The following is a 24,959-nucleotide window of genomic DNA, read 5'->3' as shown; positions in this document are numbered from 1 at the left end:
TAATGACTAATGACTAAACAAATATTAATAGTAGATGACGAAGAACGCCTCCGGGAATTGGTACAGGCTTGTTTAGAAGACTTGGGAGGATGGAACACCCTCACGGCTGCATCTGGAAAAGAAGCCTTAAAAATCGCCCAAACACAAGCCATTGATGCCATTTTGTTGGATGTATCTATGCCTGATATGGATGGCTTTGCAGTGTATGAGCAACTACAAGCGCATCCTACAACCCAAACTATCCCAGTAATTTTATTAACCGCGAAAGTTCTACCAAGCGATCGCGCCCGTTTTGCTCAGATGGGAATTGCTGGAGTCATTAGCAAACCATTTGAACCCACTACCATTTCTGACGAAGTTGCCGACATTCTCGGCTGGGGTAATTCTTAAAACTTTCTAACAAAATTCCCATCTTTATTAGTTCTTTATTTTTATATTTTATCTTTTTGTTTATGGCAGGACTATAGATAAAAACCTTTTATAGCACAAGTCCGTAACATGAACATTTTTGAGGAGATGGGTATAGCTATCAAAAAAATATTAATTATTGATCATGAAATTAATGTGCGTGAGATTGTAGAACTCTGCCTAAAAGACTTAGGCGGATGGAATGTCATGACAGCCGATTCTCCATTACAAGGATTGCAGACGGCAGCAGTTGATCATCCCGATGCGATTTTACTGGATATCTCAACCCTTGGTATAGATAGCTTTGGATTTTTAGAACAACTCAGACATAACCCAAAAACTCAAGCTATTCCCGTATTGCTGCTGAGTGCTAAAGCGCGGTGGCTAGATTCCCAAATGTTGCGACAGTATAACATTGCAGGTGTAATCCTCAAACCCTTTGATCCAGTTACTCTCCCTGTTCAAATTGCTAAAATACTGCACTGGGATTTTACAGCAATAGATTAAACAGAAGAAAGTGTTGACATTTTTCTTGGATTGAGTTATCAAGTTTCTGTTTATAGCTTCAACCCATTGGTAGTTGAAATCCTATCCCCTTTTTATCGAGTTTATTCAATAAATTCAGAATTGCATGAATAAGTACACTTATTGTTGAAAACAACATAAAATCAAGAATGTTCAAATTTGGCTCGCTGAAATTTACTATAACCTAGTTAACTATTGAAACGAGAATTTTAATTAACTAGGATATGCAATTTACTGGTAGTCATCATCCTTGGAGAAATAACACAGGTAAATTCTCAGGATACATTTTCGTTTGACGGCATAACATACACCATGAACCATCGACAATGATGTAAATTTGGTAAGATAAACTACGATTATCAGGGTTTTAAAGAATACTAATTTAGCAATTTTCACAAATTAAATATAAATTCGCCAAAATTCGCCTAATTCCGCATCAAATCAATTTTTAACATAGCAATAGGGAATAAGAAATAATGCAATCTGATAATTTAGTAAAACCCAGAATTTTAATTGCAGACGATGAAGAATCACATCGGACTTTATTAACTTTAATACTTGAAGAAGAAGGATGGGATGTCAGAGAAGCCAAAAATGGCAAAGAAGCACTAGAAAAAATTTTGAAAGAGCAACCAGACGTATTGATTTTAGACAATCACATGCCAGAATTAACAGGCGTAGAAGTATATCAGCACCTGCAAGAAAAAAGCATAAAATTAGCAGTTATCATGGTTAGTTCCTGCGTAAAAATAGAAGAGATAGCATCATCCTTGGGGATTTATTATTTTCTGAATAAACCATTTGATATTCCAGACTTGATTAACATGATTAACTGTGCTTACAAAAATTTTTTAACTTAAAGAAACGGTATCAGTCCCTAATTTTCTGCTTAAATAGCTGTAAAGCTGTGTTTTAGATAAGTCTACTGTGAATACACAACGCTCACTCTCCGGTTTTCTGGTAGCAGGTGCGATCGCCTTAGTGATGATAGCGATCGCTGGATTTTACTGGTTATTTGTGAAAAGTCCGGTTAACCTGATTGCTTCTACCTCCCAGTCAGGTGCTGCTATATTCGTCTCCAAACTAGCACCCGTGACAGTTTCATTGTTAGCGAATCCAGACCGCTTAGAAGCTTTGTCAAATGCTAGAGAACTATCTAAACTCAAAACCAGCTTATTAGCTAACAGTGGTTTAGATTATCGCCAAGACATTCAACCCTGGTTAGGAGAAGAAATCACACTAGCTGTTACCACCCCAGATATTGATCGCGATGCCGAAAATGGTAAACAGCCAGGATATCTCATGGTGTTAGCCACAGATAAACCCGAAAAAAGCCGCGAGTTTGTCGAGTTGTTATTCTCCAAGCGGGTGTTAGCAGGAGCAAACCTAGCAACAGAAGAATACAAAGGTGCAAAGCTACTTTACGATGACGCACAACCAAACCTAGAACCCTTAGCAGGTGCAGTAGTTGATAGCTTCGTCTTGTTTGCTAACGATTCTAGAGTGTTGCGTGATGCCATTAATAACGTTCAAGCCCCTGACTTGAATTTGACAAGTTCTTCCCAATACCAAAAAGCCACCCAACAACTACCTAAAGGTTCTGTAGCCGTAGCCTTCCTAAATCTCCCCAGATTAGCAGAATGGCAAGGGTTAGAATTACCACAACCAACCTACGACAGTCAAATTTTAGCTCTGACATTCAACCCTAAAGGACTGTTAGCAGAAACTACATTCTTGGCAGCATCAGAGATTGTACCCACATCGCCGCCATTATCTCAACCTGTAGGCGCATTACAATATATTCCCGCCTCAGCCGGGTTCGTCATTTCTGGTTCTCATTTAAGCAATTTAGGTAATAGTGATTTAGGCAAACTCTGGATACAAGCAAAAACAGCCATATCTGGTTCAGGAACAGATATAATTTCCAGATTGGTACAACCAATACAAGATGTCGAAAAAAACTGGGGTATCAATTTAGAACAAGATATATTTAGCTGGGTACAAGGAGAATACGCCTTAGCACTCATCCCCCGTACAGCACAAACCACACCAGACTGGATTTTTATCGCGGAAAAACTGGAAAGTGTGCCAGAAGGAATTGCGCGTTTAGATGCGATCGCCTCATCTCAAGGACTGAATAGCAATACTTTAAGTTTAGATCAACAAAAAGTTGCCGCTTGGGCGGATTTAATTGCAACTACTCAACAACCTGACACTCAACAGCCGCCATCTTTCACCATCGAAGCCAAAGTCAAAGCCATACATACAACTTTAGGAAAGTATGAGATTTTTACCTCTAACCTAGACACCATTCATCAAATTTTTACGAATCAAGATAATTCTTTCCTGAAAAACCGTAACTTCCAAAACAGTATTGCTGCCATACCCGAACCCAACCAAGGATATGTATATATTGACTGGCACAAAACTCAGAATTTATTCGAGCGTCAGTTACCAATTTTGAAGCTTGTAGAAGTAGTGGGTAAACCATTTTTTGACAAACTGCGTTCAATTACTTTCAGTAGCTATGGTAGCGAACCCAGCACACTCAAAGGCGGATTTTTCATAGAATTACGTCCCTAGTAACCACAACCGATAGGAAGAAAAAAACCGCAAAATTCCCATTGAGAAAATATTAGCTGTAAATCATATCATGTCCGTTTGAATAGTTATCATATCTGTTGGGGTAGGGAACTCTTAACAGGGAACAGGGAACAAGAAAAGAGAAAAGGGAAAAGGGAAAAGTTCAGCATCGAAAACTTATCATAAGTAATTAGCCGGACATGATATCATCAGTCAATTTGCCAATTAGTTGAGAAATAAGTCCTGTGGCACAATAAAATGTGTCACAATTTCAGACAATTTATCTGAAAAATTCTCATTAAAATATGTATATATCATCAATGATATAAAAAAATTTGGTAGGTCAAAATGAAAAACTGTCTCCCCCGACTGGATTTTCGAGGCGGTTGGCTTTTAGGTTTATTAGCGGCTGTAATTGCTACACCTGTAATAGCAGAAACACCCAATTTTGGTCGGTTCAACTTATTACCAGGGTTTACCGCAGAAACGGGTAAATTTGCCGGATTTACAAGCGGTTATTACTCATTGTCTGCCATTAGTAACCGCGATCGCAATAAACAAGCCTGTATCGGTTTTGCCGATCCTAATCCAGACCACATCATGATTTTAGAAAAAAACTTTGCCAACTTGAGAATCAGCGTCAACAGTGGCGGCAACGATACAACTTTATTAATTCAAGGGCCAGATAATAATACCATTCGTTGTGGTGATGACACTGATAAAAATAAAGACGCTAGCATTGTTGATCAAAACTGGAAAAAAGGAATCTATCGTGTGTGGGTAGGTACGTTTAAAGCCGGAGTCAAGCATAATTACACTTTGACAGTACAGGAACTTTAAACTCGTCATTCCAAACTTTTTCCCCATCCTCAATCCCTATCAACGATATGATTGGATAGTAGCTTGTTGTGCTTTCCGAGGATGCTATCTCGTGCTATCTACAATACGTGCTGATTTTCGTATCATATTTGAACGTGACCCAGCTGCTCGTAATCTGTTGGAGGTCTTGTTTTGTTACCCTGGTTTACAAGCCCTAATTTGCCATCGGCTGGCTCACTGGCTACATAATATTGGTATTCCTTTTATCCCCCGCTTGATTTCTCACATTGCTCGGTTTTTAACGGGCATTGAAATTCACCCAGGCGCAACCATCGGCGAAGGCGTGTTTATTGACCACGGTATGGGCGTGGTAATTGGCGAAACAGCAATTATCGGTGATTATACCTTAATTTATCAAGGTGTCACCCTAGGCGGAACAGGTAAAGAAAGCGGCAAACGCCACCCTACCCTGGGTGAGAATGTGGTTGTCGGTGCTGGTGCTAAGGTACTAGGAAACATTCAAATTGGTAACAATGTCCGCATAGGTGCAGGGTCAGTTGTACTGCGTGATGTCCCTTCAAATTGCACAGTTGTCGGCGTACCCGGTCGAATTGTCTATCGTTCAGGAGTGCGTGTTGAGCCTCTAGAACATAATAACTTGCCAGATTCAGAAGCGGAAGTTATTCGCGCTTTAGTCAATAGAATTGAGGCATTAGAAGAGCAAATACAAACTCTACAGCATCAACAATCTACAGCTAAAACTCCAGTTTTAGTCAGTTATGTCATCAAAGACGGTGAAACTGTAGAAACTGCTCCTATATGTAACCTCAGAGATAAAGTAATACAGCAGTTTTTAGACGGAGCAGGGATTTAACAATTGGGGACTGGGGACTGGGAAAAAAGAGGAATTGGGGCTTTTTGCAGGGGTAAAAGGGGAAATTACTCGCCCTTGCTCCCTGCTCCGCCTCTCTTGCTTCCTCCGCTTCCTCCGCTCCCCCACACCCCTCTAAGGATTCACCTCTTGAGTAGACCATGCTTGATGTTCATCACGATAGTAAAAGCGGCGATTTTGTGGTTCGCCACGTAATTCTAAGTGATCTACCTGTACGGGGTTGAGTAGGAGTAAGCAAAAATTGGCTACTGGTTGCTCAGGATTTGGTGGTGGTGGCTCAAAGGCGACTTTCTCGGCTCTTGGTTTACCGGGGTGGGGCCAAGCAAATTGTAAGCGTGCCGCATCACTCAATTGTTGCCACATTGCAATTCTGGCTAGCTGAAGATGTGGGAAGGTTTCGTCAGCAGTTACCACAGTTAAGTCACCAGTAAAGCGAAATTGTTCTCTAGTGTTGGGGAAATACCAACAAGCTTCCGCCCCAGGTTGCTGCTGTATCTGCTCAATTTTATCGCTGCGGCTATCGGTGATAAATTTTAGCTGGTTGCTGTCTTCCAAGAAGCCACGAAAGACAACAGTACGATTGGCAGGACGACCATCTGCGCGGACTGTTGCCAGTTGTAGGTAACGGGCATACACAAGACTGCGGTTACGGTGGAGAGCATGAGCGATCGCACTTCGCCAAGGAGCTAGGGACATGATGAACTTTTGTTGCAATTTATCCAGACCCAGATTTAGCGCAAAGTCGGACAATTGGCAATCTTTGAGTTAAATCTCATAGGCTGATCGTCCCAAAGGGTTGTTTGAATCGCCATAGAGTACAGGCTAGATTTTCTTCATACCGATGATTATTTACAGACAAGGCTGGTAATAATTATAACTATGTATATTGATTGTCTCAGTATTAAATTAATTTATACAATCTAAAATAGATGTTGCTATTAGTACAGGCATGACATAGCCTAAAGTGGAAAAATTTTCAAGCTTTAATACTGAATCTACTTGGCGTATAGTCGTAATCTGTTCACAAGCAACAAAACTTTTTATATGGTTCAGGAACTGGAAAAAAAACGTCAGGGTGTAAGGTTTCCCGAAACTGCACCAGCCGCTAATCCCGTGTTTTTTAGGACTTATAGCCGTCGCACACCAGCCGGGTTAAGAGAAACCTGGGACGAAGTTTGCGATCGCACTATCCAAGGTTTAGTAGAGTTAGGTAAACTCACACCAGAAGAAGCAGCCACCTTAACAAAAACCCAGCGTAACTTAAAATCCTTACCCAGTGGGCGTTGGTTGTGGGTAGGCGGTACAGATTGGATATCCCAGGCGAAAAACTTTTCTGGCGCGTATAACTGCACATCCACCAACCTCAAAGACTGGAAAGCCTTCGGGTTAATGATGGATCTAGCCATGATGGGTTGCGGTACAGGCGCAATTATCGAACCGCAGTATATTAATCAACTGCCTCCCATCCGTAATCGTCTCCATGTCACTGTACGGGGTGAAGTTGGTAATACATCCAAAGAATTACGTCGTGAACATACACAAACCAATATAGAAGGCAACAGCGTTACTATCTACGTCGGAGATAGCCGAGAAGGTTGGGTAAAATCCTACCAAACACTCTTAGAACTCTCCACAGATGAAAGGTTTACTGATGAAGTACAAGTCATCGTTGATATTAGTGATGTCCGTCAAGCCGGGGAAACCCTGCAAGGCTTTGGCGGTGTAGCTAACCCGGTAAAATTACCTGGACTATATCAGCGTTGTGCTACCATTCTCAATAAAGCTTTAGGTAGACAATTAAATTCAGTTGAGTGCTGTTTGTTGATTGACGAAGCAGCAGTCACCATAGTGGCAGGGAATATCCGCCGTTGTCTCCCAGAGGATGCTTTGGTTCATACCTCTAAAGGTCTAGTTCCCATTTGTGATGTACAAGTGGGCGACTTGGTACAAACTCCTTTAGGCTTCCGCCGAGTTGTGGATAAATTTGACCAAGGCTTGCAAGATGTCTACGAGATTGAAACCAATGCAACTTACCCCAGAGCAACATTGAACCATCGGCAAGCAGTGCTAGCAGATGCAAAAGGGGGCATTGTTTGGAAATACGTTAACAGTTTAGTAGAAGGCGATCGCCTACTCCACAACAAACAAGTTTTACCAGGTACAGTTACCCATCTACCACCTGATTTTACCGAATCTCGACCCTCCCAAACTCGCACAGCTAAAACCTTTGTTGTTCCTGAGCTAACTGCGGAAGTAGCTTGGCTCATAGGGTTCACTCATGGTGATGGCTATGTAGCTCTTGGTCACAATCAATACAGTAAACCCTACGGACGTGTTGAGTGGTCAATGAACAGCTTGGATGCAGAACTTACCAGTCGAATTCAAGCTAAAATTAATGCGGCTTTAGCTTTATTTGGTTTGAGTGCAGTTCATAGCATCACCAAAGGCGAAAACACAGCCAAATCCATCTGTTCCTCAATTCGCCTAGCTGAGTATTTTCATCAGCACATCAAGCAGCCCAATGTTCCTCTAGTAGTACCTAGTTTTATTTTGCAAGGTTCTGTAGATATCCGGGCTGCTTATCTTGCCGGTTTAATGGACAGTAATGGCGGTGTGAATAACCGACCTCCTCATTTAGTGACCTCAGTTTATCGGTCATTTATCAGACAAGTAAGTGTAGTTTTATCCAGCTTGGGTATTGCAGGTAGACTAACCACAACTTATCCGCAAAATTCCAGTTGGCAAGTTAAGTACAACTTGACAATTCCAGCCCTAAAGGAGCGTTACAACAGCCTAATTGCGCCTCATTCAGCTAAAGGTGAACTACGCCAAGGTTTAAAGATGTATGGCTTCACCGTTCCTGGTGCAATTATGCGGGAAGCTTACACCTATAGTGAAATGCGCGAGATGGGTTTTCAAGGTTCTCGGACTGTAGATGCCAATTACGAACGCTACATTACTGAGGGTAATATTTCCTTAGATATTCCAGTCACTGTTAAAGGATTGGGCAGTTACGATCATGTCCAAACTTATGATATTGAAGTGGAAGAAGCTCATTGTTTCTACTGCGATGGCTATTTGACGCATAACAGTGCCGGAATGCGCCAGTTTACATCTGACGATGAGCCAGGCGCAACTGCCAAAGATAACCTCTGGCAACAAGATGAAAACGGCAACTGGCGCATTGATCCTGAGCGTGATGCTTTGCGGATGGCAAACCACACCAGAGTTTTTCACCGCAAGCCCACACTAGAAGAATGTATTAATGCAGTACGTAAGCAATATTACAGTGGTGAAGGTGCAATTCAATGGGCTGGTGAAGCTGTTGCTAGAGCTAACTGTGATTTGTTAACTACACCCGCATTGAAAAAAGAGTTTTTGCAAGCTTACGAACAAGGTAACGCCAAACAATGGTTACAAGAACGTCACCCAGAAATAGATGCTAATGAATTAGAGCATCGTTTGGGTCGTTATGGGCTGAATCCGTGTATTACTTCTGACACTTGGATTCATACTGAACAAGGTGCGCGACAAGTTAAAGACTTGATAGGTAAACAGTTGAGTGTCTATGTCAATGGAGAATTATTCAGCACTACAACTGATGGCTTTTGGTTTACTGGAGTCAAACCCATCTTAAAAGTTATCACTCAAGAAGGCTATGAATTGCGTTTGACTGAAAATCATCAGCTACTCAAAGTCACTGCCCAAACTCAGAAAAAGCAATACACTCAATGGGTGGAAACTCAAAATTTATCCCCTGGTGATTATATTTTAGTTCATAACCATCGTGGCTTACAACCTTGGGATAGTTTTGGTACTTTTGATGAGGGTTGGTTAATTGGTAATCTGATTGGCGATGGCAGTATCGCATCAACACAATGGGGCAGAACAGCTTATCTCAGATACTGGCAAGATAGCCAAGAAGAAATGGGACAATATGCAGTTGCATTACTCAAAAAAGCTGTAAATTTCTCCAGTTCTACAACCTCTGGTTGCTATCATCAACAGCTAAAACACCGAGTTATTAGCTCATCAGGCTTGGCTAAATTGGCGGCTGATTATGGTGTTACTTTAGAAAATAAAATGCCAACAGATAAAATTGAGCAAGCCAGCTATGAGTTTTATCGTGGTTTCTTACGTGGTTTGTTTGATGCTGATGGCAGTGTACAAGGCAATCAACAAAAAGGTGTTAGCGTTAGACTGGCACAAAGTAATCTGGAAACTTTGCAGATTGTTCAAAGGATGCTGGCAAGATTGGGGATTATTTCCACGATTTATCAACAGCGTCGTCCTGAAAGCTATCGTCATCTTCCTGATAGTAATCGTGAATTAGCATTGTACGCTTGTAAAGCGCAACATGAATTGGTGATCTCCAATGATAATCTCTATTATTTTCAAAAAATTGTAGGATTTCAAGAACCACAAAAAGCAAAACGCTTACAAGAATTATTGTCTGGGTACAGAAGAAAGCTAAATAATGAGAGATTTGCCGTTAAAGTTAAGCAAATTGTACCTGACGGTTTTGAAGGTGTTTATGATTGTACTGTACCAGGGGCTTCTCAGTTTGATGCTAATGGAATCGTTGCTCACAACTGTGGAGAAATCATTGGTAGCGATTTCCACTGTAATCTCGCGGAAATTCACCTCAATCAAATTGACCCATTAAACTACAAAGAACAAGAGGAGGCTTTCACGGCTGGGGCGTTATCTGTAGCCGCACTTTTAAATCACAAATTCCAAGAACCACGCTATCAATACAGTCGGGAATTAGACCCAATTGTAGGGGTTTCTTTCACTGGTTTATTTGATTTCTTTGTCCATGCTTTTGGTGTGGATTGGTTGCGCTGGTGGGAAGCTGGTAGACCGGAAACGCCTCAAGGATTAGCATTTAAACACCAGGAAGAAAAATACTTAACTTTTTGGAAAGAAATTGTAGAGCGTGTAGTGTGGGATTATTGCGATCGCCACCACCTCAAACGCCCAAATCGTTGTACCACAGTCCAACCCAGTGGCACAAAATCTCTATTAACAGGTGCTAGTCCTGGTTGGCATCCCCCCAAAGCCCAAAGGTTTATTCGTCGGATTACATTCCGTAAAAATGACCCCGTGGCTTTAGCTTGTCTAGACTACGGTTACAGTGTGATTCCTTCTCAGTCAGACAAGGATGAACAGGGGAATTTGCTTAATGATCCTTTTGATCCGAGAGTGACAGAATGGTTAGTAGAAATACCTGTGGCTGTATCTTGGGCTGACTTACCCGGTGCTGATGTGATTGATATCAGTAAATTTAATGCGATCGCCCAAATGGATTTCTATATGCAAGTACAGAAATTCTACGTCACTCACAATACCTCTGCGACTATCGAGTTGCGAGAACATGAAGTAGAAGCCTTGGGAACTCGCATCTGGGAAGCCATTCACAATGATGAAGGCTACATGAGTGCTGCACTACTAGCTAGATTTGATGATCATCAAACCTTCCCGCGCTTGCCATTTGAGCCAATCTCCAAAGAAAAATATGATCAAATGATGCAAGCAGTAGCATCACGCCGCAAAACCGATGATTTCTATGCAGTCTTAAGTCGCTACGATTTCGGCGAGTTAATGGAAGTCGGCCCAGCCGGTTGTGACTCTGATAAGTGCATGATGCCTGAACCAAGTCCCAATTAATTCCGCCACAGCAATGGCTGGGGTTGGCATAGCTTCCCGTAAGCCGAAGCAAAGCCGCCCCACCCCTTGAGGGATATGATATTGGCAAATCTTGACTATTCCTCTGCCCAAACTTACACGTTACGATTATTTAAACAGTGCTAATTTTTGCAACATTTTCAGGAGAGTCGGAATGTTTATTAATGAGTTGTCTCCCCTATTTAAACAATTGACTCAACACCCTGCTTCTTTTCTGGGTGGATTTGTCTCTGGCGTGTTGAAACTCAACCTGGCAGATGATCCTGTCAAAAGTTGGCTGGATAAACAAGTAGGTGTTAATGGTTATTCTACCCAAACCACTCCAGCCGGTAATGGCAAAGCCTCCGGGCCTCAATCCATTACCATTGAGTAAAGCCTTCTGAGAAGCATGGGGTTTTCAAGCGATTTTTTCGATAAATTAAATTAATGTGAAGATGTAGATGAATCAGTAGAGACGTAGCAGTGCTACGTCTTTACTGGTAATGAATCTGAAGAATTTGTAATCTAGAAAACAAATTTTTGATAACTATAGAAACATATAAGACTTGCTAATTTTATTTGATAAGAGTTTGTAAAATCTCTCACTTTGAAAAATGTCACAATCAGTTATGATATGAGCGTATGCGTAAGTTCAGCCCCACTTAAGGTTTAGTTGAAGATAATGCTAGCAATCTCAATGCTGCCCGACAACATTGACCATCTGTGACCAAAAAAGAGACTATGCAAACTTTGCAATCTGTTTTTAACGCTGAACGTATCGCTTTTAGTTGAAAATTACTTGATCCCACATGACTATCTACGTTGGAAATCTCTCCTACCGCGCTACTGAAGCAGACTTGAAAGCCGTATTTGCAGATTACGGCGAAGTCAAAAGAATTGTATTGCCTACCGACCGAGAAACCGGACGTATGCGTGGTTTTGCCTTTGTTGAAATGATTGATGACTCCCAAGAAGATGCGGCTATCAGCGAATTAGATGGCGCAGAATGGATGGGTCGGCAACTCAAAGTTAACAAAGCCAAACCGCGAGAAGATGACAAACAAGGTAGTTGGGGGAGAAAAAAAGACTATTAACTCAAGTGAATTCCTAGCGTAGCAAATGTCGCGGCACTTAACAACAGCCGAATGAATTAAATTTGCTATCCGCAATTGACAAAGCAGTATAAATATCCACCTGAATCCGACGAGTAGTATCTAGTAGGTCATGAACCTAACTTGTCGGATTTTATTTGCTAGAACTGCTCATTTTTGGACATAAGCATTGATTTTTGCTGGCTTGAAGTCAAAAGAAATCGGGTAGTGCAATGTTGGTTAATTGACTGATGTGAGCAGAAATGTGAGAGTAGCACCTAGGAGCTAATTTTAGATATCGTACAAAAAAGTAAGTATTAATACTCAAAATCTGGGTTTGACAACAGCGATCGCCCCAAACATAGCAGCCAGAAAAAATCAATTTCTTTAGTTTATCTAAAATCACATCGAGGTTATCAAATTACCTTTCTAAGATAGAGGCAGCAGCTATAAGTTGCCACCAATCAACTTACTGTCCCAACCACAGCCAGTCGCTAGGGAGTACAGCAAATGACTAAAGCGTCAGAATCTTTAGAGTTATCTATGTACGACGCTACAGACAAAGGTTTAGATCGTGATTGTACAACCTTATCACGACACGTACTACAGCAGCTTCAGAGTTTTTCCTCAGATGCACAAGATTTAAGTGCGCTGATGAATCGTATTGCTCTGGCTGGCAAACTAATTGCTCGTCGCCTCAGCCGTGCGGGGTTAATGGAAGGCGTTCTGGGATTTACCGGAGAAGTCAACGTCCAAGGCGAATCTGTGAAAAAAATGGATGTTTATGCCAATGACGTATTTATCTCCGTGTTTAAGCAAAGCGGCTTAGTGTGTCGCCTAGCATCCGAAGAAATGGATCAACCCTACTATATTCCTGAAAACTGCCCCATAGGTCGTTATACCCTTCTGTATGACCCAATTGACGGTTCATCGAATACCGACACGAATTTAAGTTTGGGTTCCATCTTTTCCATCCGTCAACAGCAAGGAGATGACAGCGATGGTCAAGCTAAAGACCTCCTGAGCAACGGACGCAACCAAATTGCGGCCGGATACATCCTTTACGGGCCTAGCACGATGCTAGTCTATACTATTGGTAGGGGTGTTCATTCCTTTACCCTCGACCCCAGCTTAGGGGAATTCATCCTCACCGAAGAAAACATTCGCATTCCCAACCACGGTGCTATTTACAGCGTTAACGAAGGTAACTTTTGGCAATGGGAAGAATCCTTGCGGGAATACATCCGTTACGTTCATCGCACCGAAGGCTATAGCGCGCGTTATAGTGGTGCAATGGTGAGCGATATCCACAGAATTTTAGTGCAAGGTGGTGTGTTTCTGTATCCAGGGACAATTCAAAAACCAGAGGGGAAATTGCGCTTGTTGTATGAATCTGCTCCCCTAGCTTTTTTAATTGAGCAAGCCGGTGGTCGTGCTACTACAGGATTAGTAGAGATATTAGACGTAGTGCCAACAAAACTGCATCAACGCACCCCACTAATTATTGGTAGCAAAGAGGATGTCGCCAAAGTCGAGTCATTTATTCAAAATGTTCACCAGAAGTGAGGTTTGAGCAGCTAGAGGCTAGTGATTTTTACCCAACATTCAGACTCAGGACTCCCTGTAGCAATTTTTAGGTGTCTATGAGAGATTATCTCAGCTGGCCGATGCAATAAGTGATAGGCAACGCCAAAATGCAAAAGTTACCATCAAAGCTTTTATTTGATGGTTTTTGCCAAATTCACTTAGAAACATCATCATTGGAGTGGAATAAAAGTTATGGCCACCAATCATTTATTAGAAATCAAACAATACGGTCAAAGTATCTGGATGGATAATTTGAGCCGAGACATTATTCAATCAGGGGAACTCAAAAACTTAGTTGAAAACAAAGGAATTTGTGGCATTACCTCCAATCCAACTATCTTTGAGAAAGCCATTGCTGATAATGCAATTTATGATGCTGATATAGAAGCAGGCATTCGGGCGGGATTACCAACTTACAAAATTTATGAATCCCTAGTGTTTGCAGATATCCGTAATGCCTGTGATATCTTGCGTCCTGTATATGAAGCCTCGAATAGACAAGATGGTTATGTGAGTATCGAAGTTCCACCAACCATCGCCAATGACACCCAAGCCTCAATAGCTGAAGCCCGGCGTTATTTCCAAGAAATTGGCCGGGAAAATGTGATGATTAAGATTCCTGGTACAGCAGCAGGATTGCCAGCCGTCGAACAGGCAATATCTGAGGGAATTAACGTGAATATTACCCTGTTATTTTCTGTAGACAGCTATATCAACACAGCTTGGGCTTATATTCGGGGTTTAGAAAAACGGGTAGCAGAGGGTAAAGATATTAGCAAAATAGCTTCTGTTGCCAGTTTTTTCCTGAGTCGCATTGACAGCAACGTTGACAGCAAAATCGATGCCAAATTGAAACGAGGCATTGATGATATGAATGTAGAAGCCAAACTCACTGCTGTCAAAGGTAAAGTAGCGATCGCCAATGCCAAAATTGCTTATCAAGAGTACAAAAAAATTATTGCTGATAGTCGCTGGCAAGCCCTAGCCGCCAAAGGTGCCAAAGTGCAAAGATTACTGTGGGCTAGCACCAGCACCAAAGATCCCCACTACAGCGATGTCATGTATGTCGATGAGTTAATTGGCCCAGATACCGTCAACACTCTACCACCAGGGACAATTGACGCTTGCGCCGACCACTGTAATGTAGCTAATCGTATAGAAACAGGAGTAGAATCAGCTTATCAATTAATAGAAAGCCTCAAAGACCCTGACATCAATATCAATCTTGATCATGTCATGGATGAACTATTAATTGAAGGCATTCACAAATTTGTACAGCCCTTCCAGTCCCTAATGAACTCTTTAGAGAACAAAGTCAAGCTATTGTCACCAGTATAGGGACTGGGGACTAGGGACTGGGGACTGGGAAAAAACAAAGGAGCAGAGGGGAAAAACTTAGTGCATCGATGCTCAACCCCTAATACCCAATCCCCAGTACCCAGTACCCAATCCCCAATTCCAACCTCCCACCTAGAATCGAAAACTGTTATGGTTAGTCTCCTAGAAAATCCTTTGCGCGTGGGTTTGCAACAGCAAGGGATGCCCGAACCGCAAATCATCATCATCTTTGGTGCGTCTGGTGATTTAACCTGGCGCAAACTTGTACCAGCACTGTACAAATTACGCCGGGAGAGACGCATTCCCCCAGAAACTACTATTGTCGGCGTAGCGCGTCGGGAGTGGACTCACGAATACTTCCGCGAACAATTGCGGAAAGGTATGGAAGAGGTTCATGGTGGTGTCGATCCCGAAGAACTCTGGCAAGATTTCTCTCAAGGTTTGTTCTACTGCCCTGGAGACATAGACAATCCTGAAAGCTACCAAAAACTTAAAAATTTCTTAAGCGAATTAGACGAACAACGGGGAACAAGAGGGAACAGAATGTTTTACCTCTCCGTTGCGCCTAACTTCTTCCCTGAAGCTATCAAACAACTGGGGACAGCCGGAATGCTAGACGACCCCTACAAAAATCGTCTAGTGATTGAAAAACCATTTGGTCGAGACTTAGCATCAGCCCAAAGTCTCAATAAAGTAGTAGGGAAATATTGCCAAGAAAACCAAGTCTACCGCATTGACCACTACTTGGGTAAAGAAACAGTTCAAAACTTGTTAGTCTTTCGCTTTGCCAATGCGATATTTGAACCCTTGTGGAATCGTCAGTTTGTTGACCACGTACAAATTACCGTAGCTGAAACCGTAGGCGTAGAAGATCGGGCTGGCTACTACGAGAAATCCGGCGCATTGCGGGATATGCTGCAAAACCACCTGATGCAGCTTTACTGTCTGACAGCGATGGAAGCACCCAACTCAATGGATGCCGACAGTATCCGCACGGAAAAAGTAAAAGTTCTACAAGCTACACGCCTAGCTGATGTTAATAACCTGTCACGTTCAGCTATACGCGGTCAATACAGCGCAGGTTGGATGAAAGGGCAACCAGTACCGGGGTATCGAGAAGAACCAGGAGTTAATCCCAACTCCACAACCCCAACCTACGTAGCAATGAAATTTATGGTTGATAACTGGCGTTGGCAAGGCGTTCCTTTCTACCTGCGGACTGGTAAGCGGATGCCGAAAAAAGTCAGTGAGATTTCCATCCATTTCCGGGATGTACCTTCGCGGATGTTTCCATCCACCACACAACAGAGAAACGCCAACATTTTAGCCATGCGAATTCAACCAAATGAAGGAATTTCTCTGCGGTTTGATGTGAAAATGCCGGGGGCAGAATTCCGCACCCGTTCCGTGGATATGGACTTTAGCTATGGTTCATTTGGGATTGCAGCTACTTCCGATGCTTACGATCGCCTATTCCTTGATTGTATGATGGGCGACCAAACATTATTCACCCGTGCCGACGAAGTAGAAGCAGCCTGGCAGGTAGTGACTCCCGCCCTTTCCGTGTGGGATGCGCCCGCAGACCCCGCCATTGTTCCCCAATACGAAGCCGGGACTTGGGAACCAGCAGAAGCAGAACTGTTGATTAATCAAGACGGTCGTCGCTGGCGCAGACTCTAAAAATTAGTTACTCAGCATGAGTGATGCCAAGACTAATTACAAATAACAACTGACACAATGGCAAATTTTCTATGACTTCCCAAGCTTCCACAGTTTTCTCACTTCAGGCACCCAAAGATATTTCGCTCAACGAAATTGAAGCGGAACTGAATCAAATTTGGCAAAGTTACGGCATCGCTGGTGAAGATGGTGCTTTACCTGCGGCAACACGAGCTACTACTTTTACCCTCGTAGTTTACGAACCCGAAGAAACTCAGTATTTATTGGCGGCTTTGGGATTTTACCAAGGCCCCATCGACGGCATTTTAGGCCCGCAGACAGATGCAGCTTTGCGACAAGTGCAGATTAAATATGGCTTGTCAGTCACAGGAACCGCTACACCCGAAACCCTGAATAAATTACGGGAAGAATTCGCCAAACGTCAAGGTAACGGCACAGGGGAAACTACCAACGGACACACTGCCCATAGTTTTAACGCCAGCAGCCCCACCATTGCTGACGAAATTGCCCTTCGTAACCCTTGCCGCATCATTGCCTTGTTTCCGATTGCGGGTGAAGATGAAGGGGTGAAAGCGCAAGTTTCTGCTTACTGCCCGATGCAGAAGCAATCTGCCAGCACCCTGATCTGTTGTGAATACATTACTCTCACCGGTACTGCCACCGCCTTGGAACGGATAGGCGGCATGATTCCCGCCTTGTTGATTGGTGGCTTGCCCAAGTTTCTCTGGTGGAAGGCGACACCAGACCCCAATAACGGCTTGTTTAAACGATTGGCGGCGATTTGCAATAACGTTATTGTTGATTCTTGCAACTTTAACGACCCAGAAACAGATTTACTTAGCCTACAAGAGTTAGTAGACTCAGGTGTACCGCTAGCTGATTTGAACTGGCGTAGACTCTCCGCATGGCAAGAGTTAACAGCTCAAGCCTTCGACCCTCCTCATCGTCGTGAGTCTCTCAAAGACATTGACCACGTAAATATTGATTACGAAAAAGGCAATCCAACACAAGCATTGTTATTTTTAGGTTGGTTGGCAAGTCGCTTGCAATGGTTGCCAGTTGCCTATGAACAGGAAAGTGGAGATTATGATATCACCCGCATTCGCTTTGTGGCCCAAGACCAAACACAAGTAGAAGCTGAACTGGCAGGAGTTCCAGTTGCGGATGTGGGTGAGGTTGTGGGTGATTTGATTGCCCTGCGCCTCAGTTCGACCAATACCAAAGCAAATTGTGGTACTGTCATCTGCTCCGAAACTGGGGGTTGTATGCGGATGGAAACCCACGGCGGCGCGCAAACACCGGGTTTATTCCAGCAGGTGAGTTCCCTGTCAGAACAAAAAGCCGAAGCACTGCTGAGTCAACAGGTACAACGCTGGGGTCGTGAGTCGCTGTTTGAAGACAGCCTAGCAGTTATAGATCAAGCATTGAAGTTAGGCGCGAAGAGTTAAAGCAGACAAAGTACGGCGAACGGCCGTGTACGGGCGAACGGCCGTTCGCCCGTACATATCTTCCTATTCCGAGATAGCGGGCTTTGGGCTTTCCTGCTCTCTGCCGAGTACATACTTTATACCCAAAGGGTGGCCTCTGAGTCAGTCAGGTGGGTCGCAACCAACAACTATGATCACACAAGATTATACAAAGTCGTATCCTGAGCTTGCCGAAGGGTGGACGCTACGCAGTTTTATTTATTGGTCGGGATTCATCCCCACCTAAAATGTGGGGATTTATTTAGAATTGATAGGTGGGGACTTCTCCCAACATTTCTTTAAATAAATTTTTGATAGCTTCAGGAGGGCCTGATGGTAACAGCAAAGGAACCACAACAACAGGTAAAAATTGGCCCAACTCGACTGCTAATTAACAATGAATGGATAGAAAGCGTTAGTGGTCGCAGATTTGAAACAATTAACCCAGCCACAGGTGAGGTGATCTGCACAGTAGCAGAAGCAGATGCGCCAGATGTGGATAAGGCAGTAAAAGCAGCCCGTACCGCCTTCACCAGTGGCGAATGGGCAAAACTATCAGCTGCGCGTCGGGGAGATTTGCTTTATAAGTTAGCTGATTTAATTGCACAAAATATTGATGAATTGGCGCGGCTAGAAACCTTAGACAACGGTAAGCCATTGCAAGATTCATTAGGTGACTTGCAGTTAGTTATCGCTTGCTATCGCTATTATGCAGGTTGGGCGGATAAGGTACAAGGTAAAACCATTCCGATTAGCGGCCCATACTTCTGTTACACTCGCCATGAACCTGTGGGTGTAGTTGGTCAAATTATCCCGTGGAATTTCCCCTTGTTGATGCAAGCGTGGAAGTTAGCACCAGCTTTAGCAACAGGTAACACCGTGGTTCTCAAAACGGCTGAACAAACACCATTGTCAGCGTTGCGGGTAGGAGAGTTGATTGTGGAAGCTGGTTTTCCCCCTGGTGTGGTGAATATTTTATCAGGATATGGCCCCACCGCCGGAGCAGCGATCGCTCACCATAGAGATATTGATAAAGTCGCGTTTACCGGTTCCACTGAGGTAGGGCATCTGATTATGGAGGCAGCTGCCAAAAGTAACCTTAAACGGGTAACGTTAGAATTGGGCGGCAAGAGTCCCAATATTGTGTTTGCTGATGCTGATTTCGATGCCGCCATTGCAGGCGCACACGATGCCATATTCTTTAACCAAGGTCAATGTTGCTGTGCAGGTTCACGGCTGTTTGTGGAAGAAAAATGTTACGACGATTTTGTGGCTAAGAGCGTAGAAAAAGCCCAAAATCGGATTGTGGGCGATCCCTTTGATGGCAATACCCAACAAGGCCCCCAAGTTGACAAAGACCAATTTGACAAAGTGATGAGTTACATTGAGTCGGGGATGCGACAAGGGGCGCAGAGGTTATGTGGTGGTAATCGTGTGGGAGACAAAGGCTTCTTTATAGCCCCTACAGTGTTTGCCGATGTACATGATGATATGCAGATAGCCCAAGAGGAAATCTTTGGCCCGGTGATGAGTATCATCAAATTCAGAGACATTGAAGAAGTCATTCAACGGGCAAATAACACCATGTACGGACTAGCAGCCGCCGTGTGGACAAAAGATATTAGCAAAGCTCATGCGATCGCTAATAACGTCCGGGCTGGTACTGTATGGGTAAATTGCTACGACGTATTTGACCCCGCCGCACCCTTTGGTGGCTTTAAGCAATCTGGTATGGGTCGAGAACTAGGTGAATATGGCTTGCAACAGTACACCGAAGTTAAGACTGTTACCATCAAATTGTAAATTGGATATACTCCTACTCTTGAGCAAGTTGGGCTTTAGCCTGTTGCCAGAGAGCATCTAACTCATCCAAACTGTAATCAGAGAGGGGGCGGTTGATGACTGCCTCCATTTTTTGTAAACGCTGCACAAATCGCTGACTTGTGCCTTGTAACCCTGCACTGGGGTCAAGATTATACCACCGGGCTAACTGAATAACTGCAAATAGTAAATCACCTAATTCCGCTTGTTGACGTTCTGGCGTTTCCTCAGCCACAGCCTGTTGAAACTCCTGTAACTCCTCATGAAACTTCGCCCAGACATCATCAATATTGTCCCACTCAAACCCAACCGCCGCCGCCTTTTGGGAAATCTTCATTGCGGCCGTCAGTGGCGGTAAAGTCCGTCCATAACGAGCCAGTTTTGTACTGAGTTTTTGACTATCTGCGGCTGATTCACCCTTTTCCGCCGCCTTAATTTGTTCCCAATTTTGCCGCACCTCCTCCACATTCTGTACCGACACCTCACCAAACACATGGGGATGACGACGAATCAACTTTTGGGAAATACCCTCAGCCACATCTTGTAGAGAAAACTGCCCAGACTCACTAGCAATTTGCGCCTGTAACACCACCTGTAACAGCAAATCCCCCAACTCCTCAACAACCTCCGCCTGAGAACCATGCTTAATCGCATCTACGACCTCATAAGCCTCCTCAATCACATAAGGAATCAAAGTTTCAGGAGTTTGAGCCAAATCCCAAGGACAACCCCCATCAGGCGATCGCAACCTAGCCACCACCTCAATCAACCCCTGCAACGCCGCCAAAACCTCAACCTGATTGTCATTTACTTCCATAACTCCGCGCCCCTCTGCGTTTCCTTTGCGTACCTCTGCGTTTAAAATTTTACCTTCTTTTTCCTCTCCTCCCCCTTGCAGAACCCCGACCCCGATTAATCACTTTACGTTTCTTAATTTTGCCACGAGAAAGTAATCCCTTCACCCCCTGCTTACGAAACCGCTTATAAGCCGAACCCCCCCAATCGCTGAGATAATGACTCATCGCCCCCAGTTCTAAGCCTAAAAATAGGGCAAGAAATTCTGTACCGTAACTAGCAAGCGATCGCCCCAAACTGCCCTCCACATCTTGCCAACTCACAGACACATTCCCCAACTGCTGCACCACAGCCAAAATCACCACAGCCAAGATAGCCAGCAAACTGCTGAGATACAACACCCTGAGCATCGTGCCAATAATCGGCCCATGAGATAAAAAAGAACGATGACGGAGACTTTTTTGATAAGGTAGCCAAATCCAACGCAAAACCCCCCAACGTTGGAATTGACGGGAGTAGATATCTAAATCAGGGCCGAACATCAAACCGCCAAACAGAAACCCACCAGCCACCAACAAAGTCACATTGCCAGAGCGAGTCAGCCACAAACACACACCCGCCACCACTGGCAACGCCCATAAAGTAATGCGATCGTGCGTCCGACCAGAGGGCATTTACAGATTCTCAAAAATATTTTCAAAAATTTTCTCAAAAATACTAGCGCAATCCCAAATCTTTTGCTATAGTATATAACTGTGAGCGCAAAACGGAAAGCGCAAACGGGTGGTTAGCTCAGTTGGTAGAGCGCCTGCCTTACAAGCAGGATGTCACTGGTTCGAGTCCAGTACTACCCATATCAAGTCAACACTGCTAATTATACTGCACACTGTACAGCCAAGTGTACAGTGACTAATTGTTTGTCATCGGTGACTGGGATAATTTTTGCAATTCTATCTTTAATTCTTTCATTAACCCTAAAGTTATTGGATAAATTTTATACATTAGCAAGGTGTACGGAACTGTTTTGTAATAATAAACACTTTAAGCTCATTCCCTGGCTGAAGCACGGGGGATTTCGCGGGCATTGGGAATAGGGCATTGGGCATTGGATTTCTTCCCCATGACGGCAGTTGCTCCACTTGGGGAGACCCCAAGACCGCACTGCCTCCCCCATGCCCCATGACGGCAGTCCGCTCAAGTCGGGAAACCCGCCCACGCTGCTGTCTCCCCCATGCCCAAGACGGCGGGCGGTGATTCCTCCCACCCCTTAAAGGGATGGGAGGAATCACCGTCTTCTGTGAGAAATCCGGGATAGCTCCAGTATTTAAGGACATTTTTTTTACTTTCTTAATCTTTATTTACAGCGTTGTACATCTCATGGGGTCAAATGGTATTGTCAATTGAAAAATCGGCTGTGGTAAAAATGCCATGTTTGACGATCTGCTCTTGGCACTGCAACGTGTTGATCAACTCCTAGAAAATGCCATAACCCAAGCCCAATTTATCTACGGAACCGAGGCTGCAACTGACCCCTATCGAGGTTTGTACATAAATCAAAAAGATATACAGCAACTGCTAAATCGTCCACCAGGAATGCCTCTATTTAGTAGTGAACTTGAACTAAAATTTGTCAGTCATAATTCTCGGTTTGTCTGGTTGCAGCAAGCTTTTGAACTATCGGCTTTTGAATTGGACATCATATTGATTGCCTTAGCACCAGAAATTGACTTGAAATATGAACGTTTGTACGCCTATTTACAAGATGATGTCACTCGCAAACGACCAACACTGGATTTAGCATTGAATCTACTTTGTTCTTCACCAACAACCAAACTAGAAAAATATAATTATTTCAGTGCTGATGCTCCCTTGATCCAGCATAGTTTGCTTCACCTATTATCGGATTCCCGCCAACTGCAAGCACCTTTGCTGTCCCATTATCTCAAACTTGACTCGCAAATTATCCGTTTTCTCCTTGGGCAACAGGGACTAGATGAAAGATTGACATCTTTCTGTCGATTCTTGCTTCCAAAAACTAATCCTGCCAATTTACATATCAGTCAGGACATTCAACAGACATTAGCTATATTAGTCAGTCTAGCTAGGAATAGACATCAGTCCTGGAAATTCTACTTTTCTGGCTCTCAGAAAACATTGAAACGCCGCACTGCTGAAGCCTTAGCTGCAAAAGCTGGTGTCCCTTTACTGATTGCAGATATTGTTCTTGCCTCATTAGAGAAGGTGAACTGGCAATCAACCCTAAAACTACTGTTTCGGGAAGCTCGATTTCAGGATGCCTTACTGTACTTAGAGGGAGTGGATACTCTACGCACCCAAGAGCAATATAGCTCCTGTGAGTCCTTATTTGAGCAATTAGCAGAATATCCTGGAGTCACAATATTATCGGGTGTACAGCCGTGGTTTCCTTCTGAAAATAAACCTTTGGGAGTAATTAATATTGCTTTTACCCTGCCAGATTTTGCCCAGCGTCGTCGCCATTGGCAGCAAAATTTAGCAGCAGTGGGTATGGAGATGACTGAATATGATTTAGATGCCTTAGCAGAACGCTTTCGCCTGACAACAGACCAAATTACTGATGCAGTAGTAACTGCTTGCAATCAGGCTTCCTGGGATATGACGGCTCAAAGTCTACAGGAATTTCCTGCTGAGGACTCTATGCAACTTACTACTGATCATCTGTTGGCGGCGGCTCGTGGTCAATCTGGTCATCATTTGGCAGCATTAGCCAAGAAGATTGAGCCAAAGTCCGTTTGGGATGACATTGTGCTATTACCAGATCAACTTGAACAGCTACAAGATATCTGCAATCAAGCGAAATATCAACATCTTGTCTATGAACAATGGGGCTTTGCCAACAAACTATCCCTTGGTAAAGGATTAAATTTACTGTTTTCCGGTTTACCAGGTACAGGTAAAACCATGGCAGCAGAAATTATTGCCAATGACTTACAACTTGATCTCTACAAAATTGACCTTTCGCAAGTTGTTAGTAAGTATATCGGAGAAACTGAGAAAAATTTAGAGCGCATTTTTACCGCCGCCGAAAATACCAACGCTATTCTTTTGTTTGACGAAGCCGATGCCATTTTTGGGAAGCGATCGGAAGTTAGGGATGCTCATGATCGCTATGCCAATTTAGAAGTTGCCTATTTGTTGCAGAAAATGGAGGAGTACCAAGGCATTACTATCCTCACTACTAATCTGCGTCAGAATCTTGACGATGCTTTTACTCGCAGAATTCGTTTCATTGTTGAGTTTCCCTTTCCTGAAGAAGAATATCGCCTGCAAATTTGGCAGCGTATTTTCCCGCAAGAAATTCCTTTATCCCAGGAAGTAGATTTATCACTACTGGCACGCAAATTCAAACTAGCAGGGGGCAATATTCGCAACATCGCCCTTGCTGCTGCTTTTCTCGCCGCACAACAGGATCAATCGGTGGGGATGTTACATTTGCTGAAGGCAACTAAACGAGAGTTTCAAAAAATGGGACGCTTAGTGAGTGAAGAAGAGTTTTGGTATCAAGAAACGTAAATAATGCCTCGGTGATTTAACTTAATTTTCTGGCCAAGGACTATGATGAATAGAAGAAAAAGAAGTCACTTCTCAGTGAGAATACAGAATATAAAGCTAAAAAAATCCTTAATTTCTAAATATTTCATTCCTGACTCTCATTACTAAATATGCAATGATCCACGACCTTGACGAAACTCTCAAACAATTGCTAATTCAAAAGGTGCCGATTGATCCTAGTGCGCTCGACATTATGTTTGAGCGACCCAACACCGATTGGGAAAACCAACTGGGAAATAAACCTGCAATTAACTGTTTTCTTTACGACATTCGCGAGAATTTAGAATTTCGAGATCCAGAACGTTACATTACTCGCAACGGCACAAATGGTACTCAAACCAGAGATCCGGTACGGATGGATTTAACCTACCAAATCACAGTGTGGGCAAAGGATGTCGATATCGAGCATCGTCTTTTGGGCAATGTCATGAAAGCTTTGGTGAACTATCCCGTATTGCCCCAAGAGGTACTTGCAGGAGAAATGCGAAATCAATCGCGTCCCCTTCGTGCTTGGTTTGCCCTACCTCAAGATACGCCTAATACTTGGGATTTCTGGGGGGCAAATGAATGGCGTTTGAAGGCAGGTTTTAGTTACCGGATTACAGTTGCGGTAGAACCAACACCAGTAGAAGTTGATTTGGTAATGGAGAAAGTTATCAAAATGGAATTGCTCAATCAGCAAGAATCCTAGTGTAG

General features: G+C 43.5%; 19 protein-coding genes and 1 tRNA gene. 17 read left to right on the top strand and 3 right to left on the bottom strand.

Features of this window, described 5'->3' with window-relative positions; genetic code table 11:
* Nucleotides 1-9 precede the first annotated feature (9 nt).
* The 6 genes from AACS98_RS19370 (at nt 10) to cysE (ending at nt 5,209) form a co-directional block, all read left to right on the top strand.
* Entirely contained in the window at nt 10-390 is a 381-nt protein-coding gene (locus AACS98_RS19370) for a response regulator (RefSeq protein ID WP_066382852.1), read from the top strand.
* Nucleotides 391-498: 108 nt separating this feature from the next.
* The gene (locus AACS98_RS19365; RefSeq protein WP_066382850.1) at nt 499-915 is read left to right on the top strand and encodes a response regulator; all 417 of its coding nucleotides are present in this window, start codon (nt 499-501) and stop codon (nt 913-915) included.
* Nucleotides 916-1,409: 494 nt separating this feature from the next.
* The gene (locus AACS98_RS19360) at nt 1,410-1,793 is read left to right on the top strand and encodes a response regulator (protein ID WP_066382848.1); all 384 of its coding nucleotides are present in this window, start codon (nt 1,410-1,412) and stop codon (nt 1,791-1,793) included.
* A gap of 67 nt (nt 1,794-1,860) precedes the next feature.
* Nucleotides 1,861-3,516, top strand: a complete 1,656-nt coding sequence (locus AACS98_RS19355) for a DUF3352 domain-containing protein (RefSeq protein WP_066382847.1) — start codon at nt 1,861-1,863, stop codon at nt 3,514-3,516.
* A gap of 348 nt (nt 3,517-3,864) precedes the next feature.
* Entirely contained in the window at nt 3,865-4,356 is a 492-nt protein-coding gene (locus tag AACS98_RS19350; protein WP_066382846.1) for a hypothetical protein, read from the top strand.
* Between the two features lie 91 nt (nt 4,357-4,447).
* A complete protein-coding gene (gene cysE / locus AACS98_RS19345) occupies nt 4,448-5,209 on the top strand; it encodes a serine O-acetyltransferase (RefSeq protein WP_066382845.1) in 762 nt (253 codons plus the stop codon).
* Between the two features lie 132 nt (nt 5,210-5,341).
* Here cysE and AACS98_RS19340 read toward each other — a convergent pair whose 3' ends face one another.
* Complete coding sequence (locus AACS98_RS19340) at nt 5,342-5,923, bottom strand: Npun_F5749 family FMN-dependent PPOX-type flavoprotein (RefSeq protein ID WP_066382843.1); 582 nt, start codon at nt 5,921-5,923, stop codon at nt 5,342-5,344.
* Nucleotides 5,924-6,271: 348 nt separating this feature from the next.
* On the opposite strand from AACS98_RS19340, the gene nrdJ reads away from it, so the two are divergent.
* The 8 genes from nrdJ (at nt 6,272) to AACS98_RS19300 (ending at nt 19,859) form a co-directional block, all read left to right on the top strand.
* Nucleotides 6,272-10,897 carry a ribonucleoside-triphosphate reductase, adenosylcobalamin-dependent gene (nrdJ, locus tag AACS98_RS19335; RefSeq protein WP_066382840.1) on the top strand — a complete coding sequence of 1,542 codons (4,626 nt, stop codon included), beginning with the start codon at nt 6,272-6,274 and terminating at the stop codon, nt 10,895-10,897.
* A 172-nt stretch (nt 10,898-11,069) separates the two neighbouring features.
* On the top strand, nt 11,070-11,288 hold the full coding sequence (locus tag AACS98_RS19330) for a hypothetical protein (protein ID WP_066382828.1): 219 nt from the start codon (nt 11,070-11,072) through the stop codon (nt 11,286-11,288).
* Nucleotides 11,289-11,703: 415 nt separating this feature from the next.
* Entirely contained in the window at nt 11,704-11,988 is a 285-nt protein-coding gene (locus AACS98_RS19325; protein ID WP_066382825.1) for an RNA recognition motif domain-containing protein, read from the top strand.
* A 507-nt stretch (nt 11,989-12,495) separates the two neighbouring features.
* Complete coding sequence (gene fbp / locus AACS98_RS19320) at nt 12,496-13,551, top strand: class 1 fructose-bisphosphatase (RefSeq protein ID WP_066382823.1); 1,056 nt, start codon at nt 12,496-12,498, stop codon at nt 13,549-13,551.
* Nucleotides 13,552-13,764: 213 nt separating this feature from the next.
* On the top strand, nt 13,765-14,910 hold the full coding sequence (tal, locus tag AACS98_RS19315) for a transaldolase (RefSeq protein ID WP_066382822.1): 1,146 nt from the start codon (nt 13,765-13,767) through the stop codon (nt 14,908-14,910).
* Between the two features lie 150 nt (nt 14,911-15,060).
* Complete coding sequence (gene zwf / locus AACS98_RS19310; RefSeq protein WP_066382820.1) at nt 15,061-16,590, top strand: glucose-6-phosphate dehydrogenase; 1,530 nt, start codon at nt 15,061-15,063, stop codon at nt 16,588-16,590.
* A gap of 71 nt (nt 16,591-16,661) precedes the next feature.
* Nucleotides 16,662-18,038, top strand: coding sequence for a glucose-6-phosphate dehydrogenase assembly protein OpcA (opcA, locus tag AACS98_RS19305; RefSeq protein ID WP_066382819.1), 1,377 nt, complete (start codon nt 16,662-16,664; stop codon nt 18,036-18,038).
* Between the two features lie 351 nt (nt 18,039-18,389).
* Nucleotides 18,390-19,859 carry an aldehyde dehydrogenase family protein gene (locus tag AACS98_RS19300; protein ID WP_066382818.1) on the top strand — a complete coding sequence of 490 codons (1,470 nt, stop codon included), beginning with the start codon at nt 18,390-18,392 and terminating at the stop codon, nt 19,857-19,859.
* Nucleotides 19,860-19,872: 13 nt separating this feature from the next.
* Here the strand turns inward: AACS98_RS19300 and mazG are convergent, their stop codons facing one another.
* Both mazG and AACS98_RS19290 read right to left on the bottom strand, forming a co-directional pair.
* Nucleotides 19,873-20,694, bottom strand: coding sequence for a nucleoside triphosphate pyrophosphohydrolase (gene mazG / locus AACS98_RS19295; protein WP_066382817.1), 822 nt, complete (start codon nt 20,692-20,694; stop codon nt 19,873-19,875).
* Nucleotides 20,695-20,743: 49 nt separating this feature from the next.
* The gene (locus AACS98_RS19290; RefSeq protein ID WP_066382816.1) at nt 20,744-21,346 is read right to left on the bottom strand and encodes a metal-binding protein; all 603 of its coding nucleotides are present in this window, start codon (nt 21,344-21,346) and stop codon (nt 20,744-20,746) included.
* Between the two features lie 107 nt (nt 21,347-21,453).
* Between AACS98_RS19290 and AACS98_RS19285 the strand changes: the two genes are divergently transcribed.
* From AACS98_RS19285 to AACS98_RS19275, 3 genes are all read left to right on the top strand, one after another.
* A tRNA-Val gene (locus AACS98_RS19285) sits at nt 21,454-21,526 on the top strand.
* 574 nt (nt 21,527-22,100) lie between these two features.
* Nucleotides 22,101-24,224 (top strand): AAA family ATPase, encoded by a 2,124-nt coding sequence (locus AACS98_RS19280; protein ID WP_066382812.1) that lies wholly within the window; start codon nt 22,101-22,103, stop codon nt 24,222-24,224.
* Nucleotides 24,225-24,378: 154 nt separating this feature from the next.
* The gene (locus AACS98_RS19275) at nt 24,379-24,954 is read left to right on the top strand and encodes a DUF4255 domain-containing protein (protein WP_066382810.1); all 576 of its coding nucleotides are present in this window, start codon (nt 24,379-24,381) and stop codon (nt 24,952-24,954) included.
* Nucleotides 24,955-24,959: the final 5 nt, after the last annotated feature.

The organism is Anabaena sp. CA = ATCC 33047 (assembly GCF_963870205.1).
GTDB lineage: Bacteria > Cyanobacteriota > Cyanobacteriia > Cyanobacteriales > Nostocaceae > Trichormus.
This window is presented reverse-complemented; position numbering and strand designations above follow the sequence as displayed.